A 20,913-nucleotide genomic window follows, 5' to 3' on the forward strand; every position below is an offset into this window, starting at 1 on the left:
ACCGGTCACAGCCGGACCGCAGGCGCCTAAGCTGGGAAGAAATAACGAGAGCGCAGCCTTACCATCCCCGCACAGGTTGACGGTCTGCTTCGGGTCGAGGGAAACCTTCTCTATGAGCCTTGCACGTACAGAAAAACTATTGCTGTCTTTGGGTGGATAAAGGCCATGTATCGTCGGGAAGCGGCGTATCCAGTCGTTTCGACAGGCCATAGCCGACAACTTTCCGGCTGCAGGCGTCGAGAATGACAGCAAGATAGCAGAAGCCAGCGGCGATACGAATGTACGTGAAGTCGGCCACCCAGACCATGTCAGGCCGCAACGGGATCACATTGCGATAAAGGTTCGGGTAAATCGGCGAATCGTGGTTGCTATCCGTCGTGCGAACATACCGCTTGCGAGGCTTGATACCGAGGCCATTGGCCCGCATGACGCGGGCGACACGCTTGTGATTAACGAGGTGGCCTCTTCGCTGAAGTTCGTGTGTCACGCGCCGGTATCCGTAGAAGGGCAGCTCGTCCTGAATGTCCTCTATGATTGCAACGAGCTCGCTCCACTGTTTTGCGAGACACTCGATAGATGGCGTCTCGTTTATCGACTTTGCGCGTCGCAGGGTTCACCACCTGCCCAGAAGTTTGGGAATACCGAAAGCTAGGCTCCGAAAAGCTCGCTGACGTGCCTGTCTGCCGACAGGTACTCTCGGTGGGCTGTAGCAGCGATCAAATGGCATGCATCCGCACTGCTCCCACGGGTCGATGCTGATCCGAGCGTTCGAATGCACGGAAAGCGCTCGGCGTGCCTCCGAATGCTTTACGGAACTCCCGTGAAAAATGTGCCGTGTCTGCGAAGCCTGTGATGTTTGCAATCTCCATCACGGTGAGCGACCCCCCGGAGAGCAGGTAGCGCCCATAGTTCAGCCGCATGTTTCTGAAGGTTTGGCCGATTGTCAGGCCAAGGTTCGCGCGGAACAGTCGCTCGAGCTGGCGATGTGAGATCGCGCAATAGCGTGCGATCGCGAGGTTGTTCGGGGGCTGGTCAAGCTGTTGTTCCATGAAGTGCAATGCTTTGCGCACGCGGCTGTCAGTTCCATCAGGTGGCAACTGGAAGAAGTGTGCCTGCGGCACGCTGGCCGGGCGCATTGAGGTGAGCATCATGTGCCTCATGACTTGCCGAGCCCGCTCGGAGCCGCAATGGCGCACGATCAGGTACAGCGCCAGGTCGATCGCTGCGGTTGATCCGGCGCAGGTAATCACATCTCCTTCATCGACAAAAATCCGATCGAGCGAGATCTGCGCGCGGGGGAAACGGCTCTTAAACGCCTCAAGTACGTTCCAGTGAATACAGTAGCGGCGTGAATCAATGAGGCCGGCTCGCGCCAAGGCGAAACTTCCGGTGCAGATGCCAAGCAGCCCAACACCTTGTGTGTGGGCTGACCGGATAAAATGCATCAGAGATGGAGCCGGCGTATCGTCGTCGAAGCCGTTGCCGCCGCAGACTGCAACGTAATCGAAACCTGCCGGATCGCGCGGTGCCGGCAGCGTAGTAATTGCGACGCCGCAGCTTGCGTGTACCGGGCCACCTGAAAGCGAATAGACGTCCCACCCGACACGAATTTGCCGGCTCTTTGCTGCGTCATCGGCTGCAAGCCTGAGCGCGTCAATGAAGCCGGAGAAGGCTGCAAGCGTGAATTTGTTCTGCAAGATGAATGCTATGCGCAGTTCGAAGCTGCTTTCCTGCGTCTTTGTCATGCCGCTGGCCACCGATTAAGTTGTCGGTCATGTTCAATCATTCGTCCAAATTATTCAATATGGATCCCGTGGTTATTGCTATGGTCTCAGCCGGACAGAGGTCCCAAGCGCACAAAGCGCAACCCCAGAGACGGAGATATCAGATGAAGAAAACCATCCTGCTTGCCACGGTTGCCAGTGTCGTCGGCCTCCCCCAGACAGGTCTTGCCCAGTCAGCACCGCAGTCGATCACCGTTGCTTACTACGGTGGCAACTGGGGTGAAGCGTTCGATGCATGTGTCGCCCAGCCTTTTACGAAGGCAACCGGAATTCGGGTCGTTGCTGAAATCGGCAATTCGACCACCACACTCTCCAAGCTGCAGCAGCAGACTGGAAATGCCGTCATCGACGTCGCCTATATGGATGGCGGCATCAGTGAGATCGCCGAGGCTGCGGGTGTCTTGGCGCCGATCGATCTCGCTACACTTTCCAATTCCGCCGCCCTTCAGCCGCAGGCCGCCTACAAGAACGGCGATCATGTCTTCGCCGTCAGCGCCGGCTACTATTCGCTTGGCCTGATCTACAACACGTCGGAAGTGACCGAAGCGCCACAGAGTTGGCAGGAACTGTGGAACGACGCCTATGCCGGGGCCGTTGCCATTCCGTCGCCGAACAATTCGGCCGGCGTGCCGTTCGTGATCTTCCTTGCCGGCGCCTTCGGCGACACATCCGAAACCATGGATGCCACGTTCACCAAGCTGAAATCTCTGGATAGTGGCCTTCTCTACGATACATCAGGTGCGGCTTCCAACGCGTTCCAGAGCAGCGAGATTGTCATTGGCGCGCATTTCAATGTCGGTGCATGGGATCTGATCGATGCTGGCCTGCCGATCGGTTTCGTCGTTCCGAAGGAAGGCGTCTGGGCCACCGACGCGCGCATGCACATCGTCAAAGGCACGAAAAATCCGGAAGCCGCCGCCAAGTTCATCGATACGGCCCTGACGCCAGAAGCTGCGACGTGCCTGGCGAAAAAGCTCTATCTCGGCCCGGCGATCACCGGCGTCGCTCTCTCGGCCGATGTCGAGCGAAAACTGCCGTGGGGCACCGGTGGGTCGATCAAGACACTGCATCTCTTCGATTGGGCCAAGGTCAACGCGATGCGACCGGCAATCACCGACCGCTGGAACCGCGAGATTGCGAACTGAACCCATGACCCTGCTTGCCATCACAGACGTCACGAAGTCCTTCGCCAACTACCGCGCGCTTGATCGCGTGTCGTTGGATGTCACGCAAGGCGAATTCATTTCGTTGCTCGGCCCGTCGGGCTGCGGAAAGACCACGCTTCTGCGCATCATCGGCGGGTTCATGTCCGCAAACAGCGGTCGTGTCGTGATCGATGGCGAAGATGTCTCGGTGCTGCCGCCCGAAAAGCGACCGCTGAACACGGTGTTCCAGAACTATGCGCTGTTTCCCCATATGACAGTGCTGCAGAACGTCGCCTACGGACCTCTTCGTGGCGGCGCCTCTCGCAAGGAGGCGGAAAGCCGTGCCCAGGAAGCGCTGGAAATGGTCGGACTCGCCGCGATGGCGCCCCGCAGTCCGCGCGCGATGTCCGGCGGACAGCAGCAACGCGTGGCGCTCGCCCGGGCCATCGTCAACAGGCCCAAGCTGCTGCTGTTGGACGAACCGCTGTCGGCACTGGATCTGCAGCTGCGCAAGCGCATGCAGATCGAGTTGAAGCAATTGCAAGTCCAGCTCGGCATCACCTTCATCTTCGTCACGCACGATCAGGAGGAGGCGATGGCCATGTCCGATCGAATAGCGGTGATGTCGGCCGGACATATCGAACAGATCGACGTTCCGGAGGCCATCTACCGCCGGCCGAAGACCCGGTTCGTCGCTGATTTCATCGGCGAGGCGAATATTCTGCCAATGCAGGGCGATGGCCGCCTGCACGCCGAAAGCCCGTCAGAGGGTGTTCTGCGCCCGGAAAATTTGCGCGTCTTCACGCAGGCGGACGACGTGCCGGCAGGTTGGTCGTCGCTGAAGGGCCAGGTGACCGCCACCACCTATGTCGGCGGTACCTCCAACATCTACCTGATCTCCGGCGACCGGACGCTGCATGCCCGCCGTTACAGCGCCTTGCCGGATGGCGTGCGCGAAGGTGTCGACGTCATCGCCGGATTTGATCCGGCGGATATCCACGTTTTGGAAGGATAGGCGATGTTTACCTCCCGCCTGACCCTTCTCTGGCTGCTCGCGCTGCCGGTCTGTGTGTTCACGGCCTTCTTCCTGATGCCCCTCGGCGTGGTGCTTGTCGCATCGTTCACGACGCAGGACGGCCAGGTCAGCTTCGCCCAGTATGGTCGCATCCTGATGGACGGCTATCACTGGCAGGTCATTGGCGTCACTTTCCGGCTCGCAATCCTGTCCACCTTGATCTGCGTGGTGCTCGGCTATCCGCTCGCCTGGTATCTGGTCCGCATCGTCAAATGGCGCAGCTGGCGGCGCGCATGCGTGATCCTTTTGATCCTGCCGCTGTTCACCTCCAACATCGTCCGTTCTTTCGGCTGGATGGTGCTTCTGGGACGTACGGGGCTTGTCAACGACGCATTGATGGCGACCGGCCTGGTCGAGCGTCCGGTCCGTTTCCTCGGGACGGAAACCGGCATCCTGATCGGCCTCGTCTACATCCTGTTGCCGTTCACCGTTCTGACCATCGGCAACGCGCTTGCGCGGGTCGAACCCGCCCTGGAACAGGCTTCGCGCGACCTCGGCGCCGGTCCCATGCGCACGTTTTTCAGCGTGACATTTCCGCTGACGATGCATGGCGTGATGGCCGGCGGGATTATCGTGTTCTCCATGGCGATCAGCGCCTATGTCACGCCGGCGCTGCTTTCGGGCGGCAAGGTGACGGTGCTCGCGATGCTGGCTTTCCAGCAATATTCGACGGTCTTCGATTTCAATTACGGCGGAGCGCTGTCGATCACGCTTCTCGTCTTCACCATGGCCCTGATCGGCTTCTCGTCCTGGCTGGCGCGGCTTGGCGCGCATGACATGAAAGGAAACTGACATGTTCATCCGTCTCATTGCTCTCTCGACGGTGGCTTTTCTTGTGCTGCCGCTGGCCGTGGTGATCGGTGTCTCGCTCACCGAAACGAAGTTCCTGGCGTTTCCGCCGCAGGGGCTGACGCTCGCCTGGTATGCGGTCGTGCTGGAAAACCCGACCTATCTCCGCTCGTTCCTCACAAGTGCTGTTCTCGCAGCCCTGGCGACGCTGGTGGCGATACTCGTCGCACTGCCCGCTGCAATCGCGATGGCGCGTTATTCCTTCCCCGGAAAATCGGCGCTCTCCGCCCTCATGCTGTCACCGCTGGTTCTGCCGCATATCGTGATCGGCGCAGCGCTGCTGCAGTACGGCGCATCGATCGGGCTGGTGCGGAACTTTCCAGCGCTTTTGGTTGGCCACGTGGTGATCGTCACGCCCTTCGTCCTGCGCACGCTGCTGCCGCTCTTTTCGCCAGAACAACTGTCGCAGGAAGAGGCGTCGCGCGATCTGGGCGCCTCCGCGTGGTCGACGTTCTTCCTGGTTACGCTTCCGCAGATCCGGGCAGGGCTCGTGTCCGGCGGGATCTTTGCCTTCATCACCTCGTTCATCAATGTCGAGCTGTCGATCTTCAACACCACGTCGACGCTCAACACCATCCCGGTGCAGCTGTTCAATTACGTGCAGTATTCGGTCGATCCATCGATTGCGGCGGTCTCGTCGCTGACCATCTTGGCCGCAGCCATAGCGATCATACTGATCGACTGGCTGATCGGTCTGGACTTCCTGTCCGGAAGTTAAAGCTTACCAAACCCAACATTTCAGGAGACATGCGATGCGCGTTCAGGACGTGTATAACGTAATCTATACCCATACAGAAGGCGAACCGCTGTGCATCATCTATAGCGGTGTCCCCTATCCGGCGAACTCGAGCATCCTCGAGAAGCGCGCCTTTCTGGAAGAGAACTACGACTGGCTGCGCAAGGCCTTGATGCGCGAACCGCGCGGCCATGCCGACATGTTCGGCGTGTTTCTGACGCCGCCGTCGTCGCGGGAGTTCGATGCCGGCCTGATCTACATCGACGGCAAGGAATATTCGCACATGTGCGGCCACGGCACGATCGCAGTCGCCATGGCGATGGTCGCGAACGGCCTGGTGCGCCGGTCGCCGGACGGACTGACGAAGATCCGTTTCGAAACGACGGCCGGTCTGGTCGTGGCGGAAGTCGCCCACGAAGGCGATCGCGTGCTGTGGACACGGTTCGAGAACGTTCCGGCCTATGTGGCCGAGCAGGACATTGAGTTCGAGCTGCCGGGATACGGCTCGCTGAAGGCCGATCTCGTCTGGGGCGGCAACTACTTCGGCATTATCGATCTGCGCAACACCACGCTGCGCATTGCGCCTGAGAATGGCGCCGAACTGTCGCGCATGGGCCTGATTGCCCGTGAGGCCATCCGCGAGAAGGTCAAGGTCCAGCATCCGACCGAGGCCCACATCAACAACCTGAACTTCGTCACCTTCTGGCACGAGCCGACGATCGAGGGATGCCTCTACAAGAACGTGCATGTCTTTTCTGCCGGTCAGCTTGATCGCTCGCCGGGTGGAACCGGCACCTCCGCGATGATGGCCTATTTCGAGAAGCGCGGCGTCATCAGCGTGAACCAGACGATCACCTCGGAAGGTCTTCTCGGCTCAGGCGTATTCGAAGGCTGCCTGATCGGAGAAACGAAGCTCGGCTCGGTGCGCGCCGTGCGCCCGACGGTCAAGGGCACTGCGGGAATTCTGGGCACTGCGGCCTGGACCATCAACCGCGATGACCCGGTCGACGCCGGTTTCCTGGTGCTGTGAGGCGAAGGGTGTGTCGGCAGCTGTCTGCCGATACACCCGCCTGCGGTGACCAAGCATCGGCGCGGTCAAGCGGACCCCCCCAGTTATGCATTTCCGCTCGTCGTTACGTCTCTTCTAGACCACGCATGAGCGCTATCTGCTGGCGCTCGAAAAGGCGAACCTGCTGGCTGCTCATACCGAGATCGACATCGAGGCGGCAGAACCTCTCCTACTTGGAGCGGTACAGGTCTGCAATCTGCTCCTCGACCTTCAGCAAAGTTTCAATCTTGCATATCTGTTCATCAGCCACGACATGGCGGTTGTAGAGCGGGTGAGCCATCGCGTCGCGGTAATGTATCTGGGCGAGATCGTCGAAATCGGCCCGCGCCAGGCGGTTTTTGACCACCCGCAGCATGCCTATACGCGCAAGCTAATGGCTGCGGTCCCCGTGCCGGATCCGGTACGGCGCAATCTGAAACGATCAATTGCGACCGACGAGATCAAAAGTCCGGTGCAGTCTATCGGATACGTACCGCCCAAGCGCCAATACAGGGAGGTTTCGCTGGGGCACTTGGTGCAGGTTTGAATAGACGTGCCCAGCATCAATCGCAACTCGGCCAGGCGAGCGGAAGCTGTTCTTCGGGACCGGACTTCACATGCCATGCCCGCTCGCGACGCGAATAGTCATCATCAAAAAGCTCGGTCGAGTAAAGTTAGCGAACCTCGCTACCCCTGCGGGTGAAGCTTCTACCCCCGACGTGGTCGACATCGCCTGCCAGTCGGAAGGCGGCTTACTTCAGGAACGCCCGGAAGCGCCGCATGGCGAAGGCAAACAGGATCGCACCAATCAACAGCAAGGCAAGGAGCTGCGGCCAAACCACGTCCAGGCCGGCATCACGAAACAGAACCGCCTGCGCCAGGATGACGAAGTGGGTGTTCGGCGCCGCCAGCATGATGTTCTGGATGATCTCGGGCATGCTTTCACGCGGCGTCATGCCGCCGGACAGGGCTTGGAGCGGCAGGAGCACCAGCATCAGCAGCAGGCCGAATTGCGGCATTGAGCCCGCAATCGTGGCAAGCAGGATGCCCATCGACGTCGTCGCAAAAAGCTGAAGCGCCGTAGCCGGCAGGAACAGGGCAAACGACCCCTGTACCGGTACGGCGAGCGCGCCCTTGACCACGAAGATCAGCGAGACCGCGGATGCGAGCAGCACCACCAGTCCCATCGACCAGACCTTGCTGACCATGATTTCGAACGGGGTCACCGGCATGACCAGCAGGTGCTCCACGGTGCCGTGCTCGCGCTCGCGGATAAGGGCGGCGCCCGTCAGCACGATCGACAGGATGGTGATGTTGGTGATGACGTTCATGACCGCGCCGAACCAGCCCTTGTTCAGCTCGGCATTGAACCGAGCCCGTAGAACGAGATCGACCGGCAGCGGCGTCTCGTTGCGGTGGCGCTCTAGAAAGCCCGAGACTTCGCCGGTCACGATCTGCTGGATATAGCCGTTGCCGGAAAAAGCCTGGCTCATGCGCGTCGCGTCGACGTTGAGCTGGATGGTCGGCGAGCGGCCGGCCAAAAGATCTGTCTGGAAATCGGGCGGGATGTCGAGCGCGAAGGTATCAAGCCCCTGGTCCATGCGGCGGTCCATTTCCGCCGGCGTGATCATCTGTGGCGGCACGAAATAGGGCGGATAGAAAGCCGTCGATATCCGCGTCGAAACCGGCGATTGGTCTTCGTCGACGATGGCGATCGCCGCGCGGTTCAGCGTTTCGGGCATGGCGGTCGAGCCGGTATAGACCGACAGCGTGAAGGAATAGACGATCAGGATCAGCAGGATCGGATCGCGCCAGAGCCCCCAGAGCTCCTTGATGCCGAGATGGTAGATGTGGGACAGGCGCATCACTACCTCGCCTGCTTCTTGAGGGAGAACGTGCCGATCGCCAGCAGCACCGGCACCGCGATCAGCATCGGCACGAAGGCACCGCCAAGATCAGCGAAACCGAGCGCCTTGGAAAAAGTGCCGCGGGCGATCGTCATGAAATGCGTGGTCGGATAGATCTGGCCGATGAAGGCGCCCACACCTTCGAGAGACGACACCGGATCGATCATGCCGGAATACTGGATCGCCGGAATGAGCGTCAGGATCGCCGTGCCGAAGATCGCCGCGATCTGGCTCGACATGAAGGTGGAGATAACGAGCCCCATGGCCGTTGCCGCCGAGACATAGATCAGCCCCGCGACCGTCCAGGTAAGCAGACTGCCGGTAAAGGGCACCCGGAAGACGAAGATCGCGAATGCCGTCAGCAGCACGAAATTGAGCATCGCCAGGGCAATGTAGGGTATCTGCTTGCCGATTAGGAATTCGAGCCGCGTCACCGGCGAGACATAGAGATTGACGATCGAGCCCAGCTCCTTTTCGCGCACGACGCTAAGCGCCGAAAGCATGGCCGGGATCAACATCAGCAACAGCGGAATGACCGCCGGCACCATGGCGACGATGCTCTTAACGTCGGGATTATAGCGGAAGCGCGTCTCGATCTTGAACGCGCCCGTGGTTGCGGCCGCTCCATAGCGCTCTCGGATCTTGCCGGTCAGCCAATGGGCGTGCAGCCCCTGCACGTAGCCCTTGACCGTTTCGGCACGGCTCGCCATCGCGCCATCGATCCAGGCGGCGATTTGCACCGTGTCGCCGCGCGCCGCATCCCGGGCAAAACCCGGTGGGATCTCGATCGCGAGGCTCAGTTCGCCGTTGCGCATGCGCCGGTCCAAATCGGCATAGTCTGTGATCGGATCCTTCTCGATGAAGTAGCGCGAGCCGGCAATCTCGAGAATATATTCGCGGCTGGTCGTCGTCTGGTCGCGGTCGAGCACCGCAAAGGTCAGGTCCTCGACGTCCATGTTGATGCCGTAGCCGATGACGAACATCAGGATGACCGTGCCGATCGTGGCAAGCGTCGCGCGAATGGGATCGCGCAACAGTTCCAGGGCCTCGCGGCGGGTATAGCTGAACATCCGCCCGACGTCGAAAAAACCGGACTTCGGAGGGCGTGTCGCCTCGGCCGTTCGCTTAGTGACCGGCTCCAGCGGCGTCTTGGCCCTGACCACTGCGGGCACCGGCTGCTTCGCCCCGGCGATCGCCTCCTCCAGATAGGCGATGAAAGCCTCTTCCAGCGTCGCGGCGGAACGGCTCTTCATGATGCCGGCCGGCGTATCGCTGACGAGCACCTTGCCCGCATGCATCAGCGACATGCGATCGCAGCGCATCGCTTCGTTCATGAAGTGGGTGGAGATGAAGATCGTCACCTGATCGTTGCGGGAGAGATCGACGAGGATCTGCCAGAAACTGTCGCGCGCCACGGGATCGACGCCGGATGTCGGCTCATCGAGGATGAGGATATCGGGTGAATGGATCAGCGCGACCGCAAGCGACAGCCTCTGGCGCACGCCAAGCGGCAAGGCATCCGGCAAGGCTTGCATCACGTCCGAGAGATCGAAGCGCTTCGCCAGTTCCTCGATCCGTTTGAGAATGCTGTCCGCCGCCATGCCGAACAGCTTGGCATGCAGTTCAAGGTTCTGCAGCACCGTGAGTTCGGTGTAGAGCGAGAAGGCCTGCGACATGTAGCCGACGCGGTGGCGCACCTCCATGTCGCGCGGGTCGACCTCGCGTCCGAAGAGCTTTGCCGTACCTTCGCTGGCGGCGAGCAGGCCCGTCAGCATCTTCATCGTCGTCGTCTTGCCGCAGCCGTTGGAACCCAGGAAGCCGAAGATCTCGCCACGGCCGATGCGGAAGCTGACATTGTCGACGGCGACGAAATCGCCAAAGCGCATGGTGAGGTTGTTCGCCTCGATGGCGATATCATCGCCCGCACCTTCCGGGCGCGGCGGGATGACGACATCGTGGTGTTCGCCTCTGATTTCCTCCGGCAGCAGCGCGATGAAGGCAGCGTCGAGCGTGTCGACCCCGGTCTTTGCAAGCAGTTGATCGGGTGTGCCCGTTGCCAGCACCCGGCCGGCATCCATCGCGACCAGCCAGTCGAAGCGGGCGGCCTCCTCCATATAGGCAGTCGCGACGATGACGCTCATTCCCGGCCGCTCAGCGCGGATGTCGTCGATCAGTTCCCAGAACTGACGTCGCGACAAAGGGTCCACGCCGGTCGTCGGCTCGTCGAGGATCAGGAGATCGGGATCGTGGATCAGCGCGCAGCAAAGCCCGAGTTTTTGCTTCATGCCGCCGGAGAGCTTGCCCGCGGGGCGCGCCGCGAAGGGAGCAAGCCCGGTGCTTTCGAGCAGGCTTTCGATCCGCCTTTCGCGTTCTTCGCGATCATGGCCGAAGAGCCGGCCGAAGAAGTCGACATTCTCGAATACGGAAAGCGTTGGATAGAGGTTCTTGCCGAGACCCTGCGGCATATAGGCGATGCGTGGGCAGGTCCGGCGGCGATGGCCGGCATCGGCAATGTCGCCGCCAAGCACCTCGACGCGGCCCACTTGCACGGCGCGGGCGCCGGCAACGAGAGACAGCAGGCTCGATTTCCCGACGCCGTCCGGTCCGATCAGCCCAGCCATGCAGCCGGACGGAATATCCAGTGTCACCTCGTCCAGCGCCTTTGTCTTCCCATAGGAAAGAGTGACGGCGCTCAAGCGAACCACGGGCTCTGCCGGCTGCACGCCGGCCTGGTCCGAGGCGGCCATCACTGCACCAGCGTGCCGGTCTGGCTCGCCGGCCACTCTGCATTCGGATCGACCTTCACATAGGCAACGCCCGGAAGACCGGTTTTCACCATGCGGATGTATTTCTTCAGGAGTTCCTTCGGGATCTGCGCCTTAATGCGGAAGGTCAACTTCTGCCGTTCCTCGGCGGTCTCCACCGTCTTCGGCGTAAACTGCGCGACATCGGCGACATAGGAGACCTTGGCGGGAATGATGTATTGCGGGGTGGCATCCAGCACGAGCCGGACCTCGCTGCCGATCGACAGGCGGCCGGCCTGATCCGTCGGCAGGAAGAACGTCATGTAGACATCGCCGAGATCGACGAGATTGAGAACGCGGCCGCCGGCAGCCAGCACTTCGCCGGGCTGGACCACACGATATTGTATGCGGCCGTCGCGCGGCGAGATCAGGGTGCTGTCGTTGATGTCGGCGATGATGCTTTCGACCGACGCCTTGGCGGCCTCGACCGCGGCTTCGGCATCGACGACCTGGGACTTCGCCGAATTGATCGCCGCGTTCGACGCGGCAAGCGAAGCTTCCGCCGCACTGGCGGCCGCCCGCGCGCCCTCGGCGGTCGCCCGGTCGTCGTCGAGCACCTGTTGCGAAACGGTGTTCGATCTTACCAGTTGCTCGGAGCGGGCAAGGCGCCGCTCGGCGGCGTCCAGTTGCGCGCGCCGCTGCGCGAGGACAGCCACGGCAGCCGCCTTTTCGGCTTCGCGCTGCGTTACGAGGTTCTTCGCCGCCTCGACGCTGATGATCGCACGCTGCTGCTGCGCTTGAGCCTGCCGCTTGTGCGCCTCCAACTGCACGGTATCCATCTGGGCGAGCACCTGGCCGGCACTGACGAAGTCACCCTCGTCCACAAAGATTTCCTTGATCCGGCCCGCCGTCTTGGTCGAGATATCAATCTCGACAGCCTCGATGCGCCCGTTGCCGCTCGCAATCCCGGCCGGCAGTGCATTGCGATCCATGTTTTGCCAAGCATAGTAGCCGCCCACGAGCGCCAGAGTAACCAGACCGACTAGGAACCAATTCTTCCGGGCTTTTTCCATTTTAGCGTTCCACCATCAAAACAGACCACGAGAATAGTCCGCGGCCATTCAAACACAACCGGGAATAAGCCCCTGGTGCAGCGACCGCGCACTGCGGCGCGAAAGGATCGCCCAAACAAACCCGAAGGAGGGAATGCTGCATTGACTCATGTCAATTGCCGGCGAGCCGCCTTGGCACCGGTTCCAGAACAGGCGCAAGCTCGGCTGGCGGTCTGGCGCGCCGCCGCGGGAGCTCCGCCTCAGACGCGCTTGACGCGTGCTTTGTGAACGTGGTTCCGCAGATGGTACGCGGCCTGAATTCAGCCCGCGACGGAATGTCTTAGTAGACATTCTTGCTCGTTGCCGCGGGAGTTTCTGGGTCGCGCAGCTTAGGGTTGGCGGCTCTCCCGCTGCCGCAATCCATGACGCTATTTCCCTCCTTTTCCAGCGGCGTCAGGGCTTCGTTTCTCGGTGACTTGAAATTTGTCCTAACCTTCGGTGTTGCGAAGGTGACGATCGAGAGAACGATGGCCGTGTCATAGGATCTCAGCCCCACGGCGACACCAATTGCGGCCGTGGCCCAGATGCGCTCCGCCATCGCGGTTCCGCGGGTGTCGTCCGGCATCTATTCTGCCTTGCGTTACCGCTCGACGGGACCGGACCGGCCGTCTCCCAGGTTGAACGTTGGCGACATTTCCGTTGGTCGCCATCGCTGCATGTGGGTTTATTCAGGCGGCAGAGACGATCACAGTTGACAACGCTGAAGCCACCGCGCGCGTGGTCGAAGGGCTGATCAACGGTGTTGGCTTTCATCGGAGGCGGCGCAATCCTTCGCTATCAGATGCGGTACGATATCGAGTTTCACACCGACGGGTGCAAACCAATCCGCCACGCCTACTCTCCATCCGGCCCCCCCCCTACATCCGAACCTTGGCGTTCTCGCCCATGTCCGGTTTGGCACTGGTGACGGCTGCCGCCGCCATCTTGATGTAACTGATCACAGTGCCAGGACTGTCCCAGTACTCTGCAGAGCGAGGTGTAACTTTGAGAATGCGAATGGACGGATCGTCGGGGCTATCCCACCACGCCTTGGCAGGGGTAGACCAGAGATCGCGGATCTTCTCGCGGTCATTTTGCACTTCGGCCACGCCCGAGATCGACACATATTTTTGCTTCTTCGTGTCTGCGAACGCCAGGCAGACATTTGGGTGCTGTGCGACCTCGTCATCTTTGTGGCCCTTGATGTCCGTCAAAAAATACAAGGCGTTCTCAACCCGCTCGATGTGGGCCGACATTGGCCGTGCCTTCAGTTCCCCTCCGGATTGAGTAGTGAGCATGCAGAACCCAATCTTTTCGACAAGGTCCCAGACCTCGCCGTCGTCCTCAATGTAAGTCATGCGCTTTTCTCCTTTCCGAAGAACGCCGCTGCAGAATGAGGTTTCACGAAACCGGCCGCTGGCCGGCGCGGGACTGCAGTGGCCGCCCCGCCGCCAGCCGCGCCACTTAATGGGCGCGGCCGCCGCTTGGCGACTTAGGCCGCCTTGGATCGCTTCAATGTTTTGTTGATCGACGTCACGGCCAGGTTGGTGAGCTTGTTGTTGGTGGCCTTCTCCTGGTCGAGAATCTCGCTCAGAAGCTTGTGAGCCTCATCATGACCGAGATCCTTGGCCCATTCACGAAGCGAGCCATAGCGCGCGATCTCGTAGTGTTCGACAGCTTGGCAAGCGGCCAGCAGTCCGGCGTCGAGAGCTGTTCCTTCGGCCTCTTTCATTAAGCCGTCGGCTTCCTTGATAAGCCCTTCGATGGCGTCGCATTTTTCGCCAGACGCCGTCTTGCCGATCGACTTGAAAACCTGCTCCAGCTTCTTGATCTGGTCTTTGGTTTCCGAGAGGTGTTCTTCGGCTGCTTTTTTCAGTTCGGCGCTTTTGGCAGCCTTAGCAACTTTGGGAAGCGCCTTGGTGATGGCGTTCTCAGCGAAATAGATATCCTGCAGTGTATGCTCGAAAATTTCAGCCAGCGATTTCAATGGTTCTCTCCTTGGCAGGTGAATGCAGGAGAGAAAGAGTTTTACGGAGAAATCGTTCCAATTCTCCTGTGGCCCATTCGGACAGCCAGATACTGGATCGACTGAGCCCGTGCGATAGAGCGGCAGCAACGTGGAACTCGGCCCGCCTGAAAAGGACGGGTCTGGCGGGCATGCAGCCGCGGTTCTTCCGCTGTTTCGGCTTTGCCGCAACGACGCATGGAACCGCGAGAAGTCGCAAGCGTTTTAGCGAAAGCTTGCGGATAGGTTAGTGCGTTCTACTGCGGATCCAAGGAGGTCCGTCATGGCAAAGCATCCAAGATTCCTGTCGTCACAACGGGCGGGTTCGTATCCAGACCGAGACCTAGATTGTCAGATGGCGATGGAAGATGTTTTCCAGTCGATGGCCGAGTATGGCGAGGCAGCGGGCTGGACCGAACGCGAGGTCGCCGAAGCGCTGATCGAACTGGCGCATAACCGGTGGTTCATGCTCAATGCCAAGGAGAAAATGTTCGAGGAAGGGGCGGGTGCCATCATTCGAAAGGCCAAGGCTCCCCTTCATTGAGCGCCCCGCTCCCCATCCGACCCCTAAAACGTTGCGCCTGCACCTTTTCCGTCGCGCGCGCGGTGTTGCATTAGCCGCGGGTCCGCATCGGCGGCGCGCTTCTTCATCGTCCTTTGGAGGCCATTTCGTTTGGCGCAATGAACGGCGCCATTAAATTAGCAATACGACAAGGAACAAGGTCCGTGAAGGCGAGTTGAGACTCCGAACAGGAGGTTTCTATGGTTTTCATTCGACCTGAATTCGATTGCCGGGGCGGCGGAGGGGCGGACGTCTCGGGGCTCATCGCCTCGATCAAATTTGCTCTAGCGTGCCAAGCGCCCTTCGACACGGAAAATCTCTGCTTCAGAGTGCTTGGAACATCCGTGGTCATAGAGGGCCAGGTTAGCCACTCAGGTGCGGACGATTTCGTCCGCGGCATTGCCGAAGATATCGCTGGCGCCGGCCGCATTCTCGTGCGCGTTGGATGTCCTCGCAAAAATGGAACGCGTTCAGAGATAGGTGGAAGCATAAGCAAGGAGAACGGTGATGCGCAATCTAGACGGTAACAGCGAGAACATCGCAAATAAGTCGACAGCAGCCGGACGCGAGCCGACCGATTTCCCCGACGATAGCCCGCTCGGCAAAGGCGACTTGCGCGAGCCACGCGACCCGCCGCCGAAATTCGATGATCCTGAGGATGACGACGAATTCGCCGAGACCGAGGAGGCGGACCTGGATGATCCAGACGACGACGATCCGGACGACCTCCCTCCTCCCGAGTAGCAAATGACGCGTTCACCGAGTAAAGCCTCGACAACATCAGTATGGCCTCGTCGCTCACGACGGGGCCTTTCCTTTTCGAGGAGGCTCAAGGCTGCATGATTGCAACATCTGAGAAGCATGTCTGGCGCCCTGAGTGGCCCAAACCGTCCTGATTTTCTCGAGTCTCGATTTTCCAGCCTCGCGATCCTGGCCAGCCTCGCAGGTGATTTGACGTCTCGAAGGAGGCCTCCCCTTCGATCGCCGTCACGCTAGATCTGATTGATGAGACTTACATATCGCATCTTCGAGCTCAGTTTTGTCTATCGATCCGAGCCGTAGGAATGGTCACTTAGCCGCTTTGCCGATCGTGTCAGCCATGTGTGCGCCGCGAGAACCGATCGGAAGGGGCGTACCGGTCGTCGAGTCCCTTGCGGTCTGATGCTCAAGTTCCGCATTGATCTCGGCTCCTACGATCAACAGCGCTACGGATAGCCAGAGCCATATCAGGAATCCGACGAGCCCACCGAGCGCACCGTAACTCGCGGCATAGTTAGCAAGATTGTCGAGATACCAAGCATAGCCCAGAGACATTGCGACCCAGGTGGCTGTCGTGAAGACCGATCCCCAGGTCAGCCAGCGGAATTTGGCCGGCTGCCGACTGGGGCCGACCCGGTAAATCACAGCCGAGCCCATCAAAGCCGCAATGACCACAAGCGACCTGCCCGTGAGCAGGATCATGGTTTCGTTTGTCGGATCAAACGACGTAACTCTAAGGACCGTTGGCAACGCGGCGGCAATACCAATCATCAGGACAATCGCCACGATCGCGCAGAGCGTAAATACAATGGCAACGAGGTTGAGCCGGAAATATCCACGCTTCTCGACCTCCTGATAGGCGACGTTCATGGCATCGAAGAGCGCGAGCGCACCGTTTCGCGCACTCCAAAGAGCAATTGTGAGGCCGATGAAGAATGTAAGGCTCAAAGTCGCGTCACGCATGTGCACAAGCGTGAGCAGTTGTGTCGCCAGAATGTCGAAAGCACCCGGTGGAAGAACATACGCAAGCGTTCGTAAGTGGTCGGCTCGCAACCGAGAATTCGATGTCGGAGGACGCCGGGTGGAAAGCCGGTTCGCAAATCGCCGTTTCGATCTGCCGCAATGCCGGCTTGAACGACTTCGACAGTTCCACCGCCCGCGGGGTGGGGTGCATGCCGTCCGGACCGCGAATGAAGAGTTCGTCGCCGAGAACCTCACGCAGCCGGGCAAGCGCGTGGCTGATCGCCGACTGCGTCAGGTGCAAACGGTCCGCCGCCTTGGTGACACCGCGCTCATCGAGCACGGCGTTGAATATCCGGATCAGGTTCAGATCGAGGCCATGAATATCGCGCATCCTTAAGATGCCACCCTTTCATTTGATCCCGGCCGGCTTGTCCCTCATATCCGGGCCGACCCTGCTTATTCTGCTGCCGGTCCGACAGCTAGCGCTTCGGGAACAACGAAATGAACAACAACGAACACATTTCGACAAACGCTTTCGCCACCCACAGCCTGCGCGATCGACTTGCGGCCGATGGGCTTGCCTATCTTTTGGCCTTGATGCCCGTCGCCCTCCTGCTCTGCTAGTGGCGAACTGCGCGTGAGAGCCTGCGCCCAAGACAACACTGTCGTGGCCAGTCGGCGGTGATCGGCGATTGTCCAGGCAGGGATTGGCTTCGGCTTAGAACCTTGCGGTGAGGCCGACTGTGCCTGTCAGTGCATAGTTGGTGCCGAAGTGGCCAAGACCCGTGTTGATCTTGCCTTGGCCATGAAGCGCGTACTTGCCGTCGCCCCAGCTGTAGGTGCCGCCTAGCCCGATACCGGCCCAAAGATTATCCTGCTCCGCTGCAAGGCGAACGCCATCGACTTCGACGCTGTTTTGCGGCAGGAAATCATTGTAGAGATCGGCTATTGCGTAGGCGTGTAACCGGCTGGTCTCTCCGTTTTCGGCTCGCCAGGCATTCTCGTAGTCAGCAGAGATACCGAGACGGATCTTGAAATCGTCGCCCTCTTTCAGGGCGACGTTGGTGCCGAAAGCATCGGTGAATTGGCTGTAGTTGATCCCAGAATAGACTATCTGCGCCTGTGGCGTCACTCCCCAGTTGGCGTTCAGCGCGATCTTTTGGCCCGCTTCGACACCGAGTGCATAGCCGAAACCGCCATTTCCCGCGGTCAGGCCAATCGCCGCAGTCGAGGACTTGAGCGTGCTGTCGTACCACGTCAGGCTTGCTTGACTGTCGATGTAGAAGCCGTCGGTTCCATACCACGTCAGAGCGCCCCCCAAACCGTAGCCATCGGTTCTGATCGAGCCATTGCCGAAGATCGAGGAGACTTGCCCGGTGACATTGCCATAGCGTGCGTAAAGCGAAGCAATCAGGCTTCCGGCCTCGCTGGCGGAAAGTTGGCCCTCGACGCCGGACTGGATTTGCCAGGTGTCGGTATCGAATTGCATGCCGGTGGTGGAAAACTCGGGGGCCGTCTTTGCTGTACGGCCGGCTATTCGGCTCCAGATAAAACCGCTGTTGTCGGCGGGATCGGTCAGGGCGAACTGGTTGGTTCCCGTGGTCCAGGAGCGATTGCCAACACGCTGCTGCAAGGTCTCAAGGTCGTTAAAGCTCTGCAGCACCGATGCATAGGCTTCGTAGATGGGCGCGCCGGCTTGATAGAGAGGCTCGGTCGGTGTTCCCGAGTTGAGCAGCGCTGAACGCAGATACCAGTCGCCATCCGCTGGCGTGCTCATGCCGCCTTGATAAAGGCGATAGGCATAGGCCCCTGCAACGACGGCTTGGTCGCCCTGGAATACATAATCGCCCAAAAGTGAAAAGCTTCCGCCGGAAGCGCCGCCGATATCGATGATCTTGATGCCTTCGTTCGTCTGGGCGCCTGCGCCACCGACATTGATGACACGCACGCTGGTATTGCCCGATGTGTTCCCGGTCACGACGAGGCGATCCGTCTTCGAAAGGTCATCGCCAAGTACTGTCTCGATTTCGAGTGTGCCACCGCTGCCGGCATAGTTGCCCGCGACCGTCAGCGTGCCGATGGAATTGCCCGGAGCAATGGTGCCACCCGCAAAATTGGTCGTGGTTCCTACTCTGCCATCGCCTTGCAGGCGCCCGCCAGTTACGTCGAGGGTACCCCCCAAAATCCCGTCGACGGACAAAATACCGTTGGTGATCCGCGACATGCCCGAAAGCCCAGAACTGTCCTGCGTCAGTGTGGTCTGGCCGGTTCCGACCTGATGGACACCACCGCTTCCCGCGATCGTGCCGTCAAAGTTCACTAGGTCCGATCGATTAAAGGAAAGGGTGCCGTCATTGGCGACATCGCCGATGATACTGCCGTTCGTGCCGCCATTACCCAACTGCAAGGTGCCTGCATTGATCGTTGTGCCGCCAGCGAAGCTGTTCGCACCGGTCAGGGTCAGAGTTCCCCCGCCCTGCTTGGTCAGGCCACCTGCACCGGTAATTTCGGGTGCGATTCCGATATCATGGCCGTTGGTGTCGAAGATGCCGCCGCCAGTGCCAAGGGTGACCTTCTGAGCGCCATAGTTCCTGAAGAAGTTCTCGTTGGTGCCAATGGCCCGGACAATGCCGCCATCCACTGTAACGCTCGCCGTGCCGAGGCCCCCGCGAAGCCCGCTGGTTTCGAGCACCCCACGGGCACCAGATGTGCCCAGCACGTTCAGCGTGCCGCTTGCCGCCGCATCCGAAATGCCGACATAGACACCGCTCTTGGCGTAGACCCTTGCGCCATCCTCGATGGTCATGGTGCCGACGCCGTAGTTGCCCAATGTTAGGTTTGACCCCGTCATCACCCAGCTCGATCCAGCGCCTGTCACCGTTACGCTGCCGTCGCCACCAGAGTTCGCGCCGACATAGCCCTGGTTGCTGGTTATGCTTGCACCGTCTTCGACCCTGAGTGTTCCCTGGGCAAACAGGCCCACGGTGAGCTGGTCCATCATCGACCAGGTGGCGCCTGAGCTCAGGAGCGCCTCACCGCGTGCCGAGACACCAACAATCCCGTCGTGGCTCGTCAACTCAGCGCCGTTCGATGCTGTAACAGTGCCCGCGTTCCAGTTGCCGATGTTGATTCGTCGCGTGGTCACGACGCGACCGCCGTCGGTGACGTTCAACGTCCCGCTGCCCTCATCGCCCACCCGAAGATCTTGACTGAGCGTCCAGGACGAAGCGACGCCGAAGCCATCATTGCCCGAGATCGTCACGACGCCCACGCTGTCCGTACCGGCCCCTATGTAACCAGCCTCGCTGGTAACGAGCCCGCCGCCCAGAATATCCAATGTGCCACGACCAGACTGCCCGGTGACCACGTCTCCAAAATTGTCCCAATGCGTGCCCTGGCCCAAAACGCTAACGGTACCGACACCTGTGAGGTCGTTGCCGATAATGCCTGTATAATTCGTCAGGATGCCGCCGTTCGAAATCGTCAGGCTCCCGACAGCGCTGTTGCCGATCACGAGATCCATGCTGCTGTCCACGGCTGCAGGATCCGACGGGTCGGTGTCGCCAGAAAGGATAACCTGTGCTCGTGCTTGGAGCGCGGTGGCAAGCAAAACGACCACGGGCACCGCGGCGGTCACCATATAAGAGCGAGGCCGGCGCGTGATCCGATTAGGGCGGGGTGAGGTTTGCATCGTGACGCTCAAATTGCAGTTGCAGGTGTAAGACTACTTCTGCGTTCGTTATGGTTAATAGAGTGATAATTTGGTTCTTGAAGTGGAGGCCGCGGCTTAAGGGTTGATTTAACTGCGGTCGGCCCGAGAGCGGGCAGGAGGTGGCAAAGTCGATCATTCCTCGTTGAGGCGGGCAGTGCCAAGCGATTGCGACCGCTGAAACGCGGGTTGCGCGCTCGCGCGGGCGCAATTGAAGGTAGGTTGGCAGGAATCAGGTGTGGATGCGACTACGCATGCCGGGACGGCCTTCGTAGCCTCGTGGGTCAGCGATGCCGACTTGGTATTGGGCGACGTTAAATCGGGATGGTGGCGACGTCTTTGGAGCGCCCACGCCCGCTTTCAAAGGCCATCCGAATAAAACGCCATCTGGCGCGCACGGGGATAGGTCGGCTCGCAGTCGATCGGGGCCAAGCTGATTTTGCCAACGAGGACATTATGAAGCTGGGCCAACTTCCTTAGCAGTGAGGCGACCGGGCTCGAAGTTCTCGACACGTCGACACTGACCTTAGAACAAG

Annotated in this window: 19 protein-coding genes and 2 pseudogenes; 10 read left to right on the forward strand and 11 right to left on the reverse strand. The window is 60.1% G+C overall.

What is annotated here, in order from left to right:
• Nucleotides 1-136 precede the first annotated feature (136 nt).
• Entirely contained in the window at nt 137-487 is a 351-nt protein-coding gene (locus JVX98_RS32015; RefSeq protein WP_246765100.1) for a DDE-type integrase/transposase/recombinase, read from the reverse strand.
• A gap of 229 nt (nt 488-716) precedes the next feature.
• Nucleotides 717-1,745: a GlxA family transcriptional regulator gene (locus JVX98_RS32020; protein WP_192448880.1), complete on the reverse strand. Its 1,029-nt coding sequence runs from the start codon at nt 1,743-1,745 to the stop codon at nt 717-719.
• A gap of 143 nt (nt 1,746-1,888) precedes the next feature.
• On the opposite strand from JVX98_RS32020, the gene JVX98_RS32025 reads away from it, so the two are divergent.
• The 6 genes and pseudogenes from JVX98_RS32025 to JVX98_RS32050 all read left to right on the forward strand — a co-directional run.
• Nucleotides 1,889-2,929 (forward strand): ABC transporter substrate-binding protein, encoded by a 1,041-nt coding sequence (locus JVX98_RS32025; RefSeq protein WP_205239784.1) that lies wholly within the window; start codon nt 1,889-1,891, stop codon nt 2,927-2,929.
• Nucleotides 2,930-2,933: 4 nt separating this feature from the next.
• A complete protein-coding gene (locus JVX98_RS32030) occupies nt 2,934-3,944 on the forward strand; it encodes an ABC transporter ATP-binding protein (RefSeq protein ID WP_192449278.1) in 1,011 nt (336 codons plus the stop codon).
• Between the two features lie 3 nt (nt 3,945-3,947).
• Nucleotides 3,948-4,796 (forward strand): ABC transporter permease, encoded by an 849-nt coding sequence (locus JVX98_RS32035; protein WP_192448882.1) that lies wholly within the window; start codon nt 3,948-3,950, stop codon nt 4,794-4,796.
• A 1-nt stretch (nt 4,797) separates the two neighbouring features.
• A complete protein-coding gene (locus tag JVX98_RS32040; RefSeq protein WP_192448883.1) occupies nt 4,798-5,571 on the forward strand; it encodes an ABC transporter permease in 774 nt (257 codons plus the stop codon).
• Nucleotides 5,572-5,605: 34 nt separating this feature from the next.
• Nucleotides 5,606-6,619 (forward strand): proline racemase family protein, encoded by a 1,014-nt coding sequence (locus JVX98_RS32045; protein ID WP_205239785.1) that lies wholly within the window; start codon nt 5,606-5,608, stop codon nt 6,617-6,619.
• Nucleotides 6,620-6,839: 220 nt separating this feature from the next.
• Nucleotides 6,840-7,184, forward strand: a pseudogene (locus tag JVX98_RS32050) (glutathione ABC transporter ATP-binding protein GsiA); the annotation flags it as partial.
• Between the two features lie 205 nt (nt 7,185-7,389).
• On the opposite strand, the gene JVX98_RS32055 reads toward JVX98_RS32050, so the two are convergent.
• The 4 genes from JVX98_RS32055 to JVX98_RS32800 all read right to left on the reverse strand — a co-directional run bounded on the left by JVX98_RS32055 (nt 7,390) and on the right by JVX98_RS32800 (nt 12,965).
• Entirely contained in the window at nt 7,390-8,502 is a 1,113-nt protein-coding gene (locus JVX98_RS32055) for an ABC transporter permease (protein WP_205239786.1), read from the reverse strand.
• A gap of 2 nt (nt 8,503-8,504) precedes the next feature.
• Nucleotides 8,505-11,291, reverse strand: coding sequence for a ribosome-associated ATPase/putative transporter RbbA (rbbA, locus tag JVX98_RS32060; RefSeq protein ID WP_205239787.1), 2,787 nt, complete (start codon nt 11,289-11,291; stop codon nt 8,505-8,507).
• Complete coding sequence (locus tag JVX98_RS32065) at nt 11,291-12,361, reverse strand: HlyD family secretion protein (RefSeq protein ID WP_192448903.1); 1,071 nt, start codon at nt 12,359-12,361, stop codon at nt 11,291-11,293. Before JVX98_RS32065 ends, rbbA begins: the two co-directional genes overlap by 1 nt.
• A 319-nt stretch (nt 12,362-12,680) precedes the next feature.
• Nucleotides 12,681-12,965: an MgtC/SapB family protein gene (locus tag JVX98_RS32800; protein WP_205239788.1), complete on the reverse strand. Its 285-nt coding sequence runs from the start codon at nt 12,963-12,965 to the stop codon at nt 12,681-12,683.
• Nucleotides 12,966-13,024: 59 nt separating this feature from the next.
• Here JVX98_RS32800 and JVX98_RS32475 point away from each other — a divergent pair.
• Nucleotides 13,025-13,172: pseudogene (locus tag JVX98_RS32475) on the forward strand (MgtC/SapB family protein); the annotation flags it as partial.
• A gap of 85 nt (nt 13,173-13,257) precedes the next feature.
• Here JVX98_RS32475 and JVX98_RS32075 read toward each other — a convergent pair.
• Together JVX98_RS32075 and JVX98_RS32080 are read right to left on the reverse strand one after the other, a co-directional pair.
• Entirely contained in the window at nt 13,258-13,737 is a 480-nt protein-coding gene (locus tag JVX98_RS32075) for a pyridoxamine 5'-phosphate oxidase family protein (protein ID WP_205239789.1), read from the reverse strand.
• Between the two features lie 134 nt (nt 13,738-13,871).
• Nucleotides 13,872-14,366 (reverse strand): ferritin-like domain-containing protein, encoded by a 495-nt coding sequence (locus tag JVX98_RS32080; protein ID WP_205239790.1) that lies wholly within the window; start codon nt 14,364-14,366, stop codon nt 13,872-13,874.
• 301 nt (nt 14,367-14,667) lie between these two features.
• On the opposite strand from JVX98_RS32080, the gene JVX98_RS32085 reads away from it, so the two are divergent.
• Together JVX98_RS32085 and JVX98_RS32090 are read left to right on the forward strand one after the other, a co-directional pair.
• Nucleotides 14,668-14,928, forward strand: coding sequence for a hypothetical protein (locus JVX98_RS32085; protein WP_205239791.1), 261 nt, complete (start codon nt 14,668-14,670; stop codon nt 14,926-14,928).
• A 525-nt stretch (nt 14,929-15,453) separates the two neighbouring features.
• Nucleotides 15,454-15,690: a hypothetical protein gene (locus JVX98_RS32090; protein ID WP_205239792.1), complete on the forward strand. Its 237-nt coding sequence runs from the start codon at nt 15,454-15,456 to the stop codon at nt 15,688-15,690.
• Between the two features lie 324 nt (nt 15,691-16,014).
• Here JVX98_RS32090 and JVX98_RS32095 read toward each other — a convergent pair whose 3' ends face one another.
• The gene (locus JVX98_RS32095) at nt 16,015-16,758 is read right to left on the reverse strand and encodes a YihY/virulence factor BrkB family protein (RefSeq protein WP_205239793.1); all 744 of its coding nucleotides are present in this window, start codon (nt 16,756-16,758) and stop codon (nt 16,015-16,017) included.
• Nucleotides 16,661-17,059, reverse strand: a complete 399-nt coding sequence (locus tag JVX98_RS32100; RefSeq protein ID WP_205239794.1) for a LysR family transcriptional regulator — start codon at nt 17,057-17,059, stop codon at nt 16,661-16,663. Before JVX98_RS32100 ends, JVX98_RS32095 begins: the two co-directional genes overlap by 98 nt.
• A 110-nt stretch (nt 17,060-17,169) precedes the next feature.
• On the opposite strand from JVX98_RS32100, the gene JVX98_RS32600 reads away from it, so the two are divergent.
• Nucleotides 17,170-17,292, forward strand: coding sequence for a hypothetical protein (locus JVX98_RS32600; protein WP_256442726.1), 123 nt, complete (start codon nt 17,170-17,172; stop codon nt 17,290-17,292).
• A gap of 94 nt (nt 17,293-17,386) precedes the next feature.
• Here the strand turns inward: JVX98_RS32600 and JVX98_RS32105 are convergent, their stop codons facing one another.
• Complete coding sequence (locus tag JVX98_RS32105) at nt 17,387-20,191, reverse strand: autotransporter outer membrane beta-barrel domain-containing protein (RefSeq protein ID WP_246765101.1); 2,805 nt, start codon at nt 20,189-20,191, stop codon at nt 17,387-17,389.
• Nucleotides 20,192-20,913 lie beyond the last annotated feature (722 nt).

The organism is Ensifer sp. PDNC004 (assembly GCF_016919405.1).
Classification (GTDB): domain Bacteria; phylum Pseudomonadota; class Alphaproteobacteria; order Rhizobiales; family Rhizobiaceae; genus Ensifer.

What these genes read in the sequence shown, in the direction of transcription:
- JVX98_RS32020 (WP_192448880.1), bottom strand. Translation starts at nt 1,745, where the DNA reads ATGACAAAGACGCAGGAAAGCAGCTTCGAACTGCGCATAGCATTCATC.
- JVX98_RS32025 (WP_205239784.1), top strand. Translation starts at nt 1,889, where the DNA reads ATGAAGAAAACCATCCTGCTTGCCACGGTTGCCAGTGTCGTCGGCCTC.
- JVX98_RS32030 (WP_192449278.1), top strand. Translation starts at nt 2,934, where the DNA reads ATGACCCTGCTTGCCATCACAGACGTCACGAAGTCCTTCGCCAACTAC.
- JVX98_RS32035 (WP_192448882.1), top strand. Translation starts at nt 3,948, where the DNA reads ATGTTTACCTCCCGCCTGACCCTTCTCTGGCTGCTCGCGCTGCCGGTC.
- JVX98_RS32040 (WP_192448883.1), top strand. Translation starts at nt 4,798, where the DNA reads ATGTTCATCCGTCTCATTGCTCTCTCGACGGTGGCTTTTCTTGTGCTG.
- JVX98_RS32045 (WP_205239785.1), top strand. Translation starts at nt 5,606, where the DNA reads ATGCGCGTTCAGGACGTGTATAACGTAATCTATACCCATACAGAAGGC.
- JVX98_RS32055 (WP_205239786.1), bottom strand. Translation starts at nt 8,502, where the DNA reads ATGCGCCTGTCCCACATCTACCATCTCGGCATCAAGGAGCTCTGGGGG.
- rbbA (WP_205239787.1), bottom strand. Translation starts at nt 11,291, where the DNA reads ATGGCCGCCTCGGACCAGGCCGGCGTGCAGCCGGCAGAGCCCGTGGTT.
- JVX98_RS32065 (WP_192448903.1), bottom strand. Translation starts at nt 12,361, where the DNA reads ATGGAAAAAGCCCGGAAGAATTGGTTCCTAGTCGGTCTGGTTACTCTG.
- JVX98_RS32800 (WP_205239788.1), bottom strand. Translation starts at nt 12,965, where the DNA reads ATGCCGGACGACACCCGCGGAACCGCGATGGCGGAGCGCATCTGGGCC.
- JVX98_RS32075 (WP_205239789.1), bottom strand. Translation starts at nt 13,737, where the DNA reads ATGACTTACATTGAGGACGACGGCGAGGTCTGGGACCTTGTCGAAAAG.
- JVX98_RS32085 (WP_205239791.1), top strand. Translation starts at nt 14,668, where the DNA reads ATGGCAAAGCATCCAAGATTCCTGTCGTCACAACGGGCGGGTTCGTAT.
- JVX98_RS32090 (WP_205239792.1), top strand. Translation starts at nt 15,454, where the DNA reads ATGCGCAATCTAGACGGTAACAGCGAGAACATCGCAAATAAGTCGACA.
- JVX98_RS32100 (WP_205239794.1), bottom strand. Translation starts at nt 17,059, where the DNA reads ATGCGCGATATTCATGGCCTCGATCTGAACCTGATCCGGATATTCAAC.
- JVX98_RS32600 (WP_256442726.1), top strand. Translation starts at nt 17,170, where the DNA reads ATGAACAACAACGAACACATTTCGACAAACGCTTTCGCCACCCACAGC.
- JVX98_RS32105 (WP_246765101.1), bottom strand. Translation starts at nt 20,191, where the DNA reads ATGGATCTCGTGATCGGCAACAGCGCTGTCGGGAGCCTGACGATTTCG.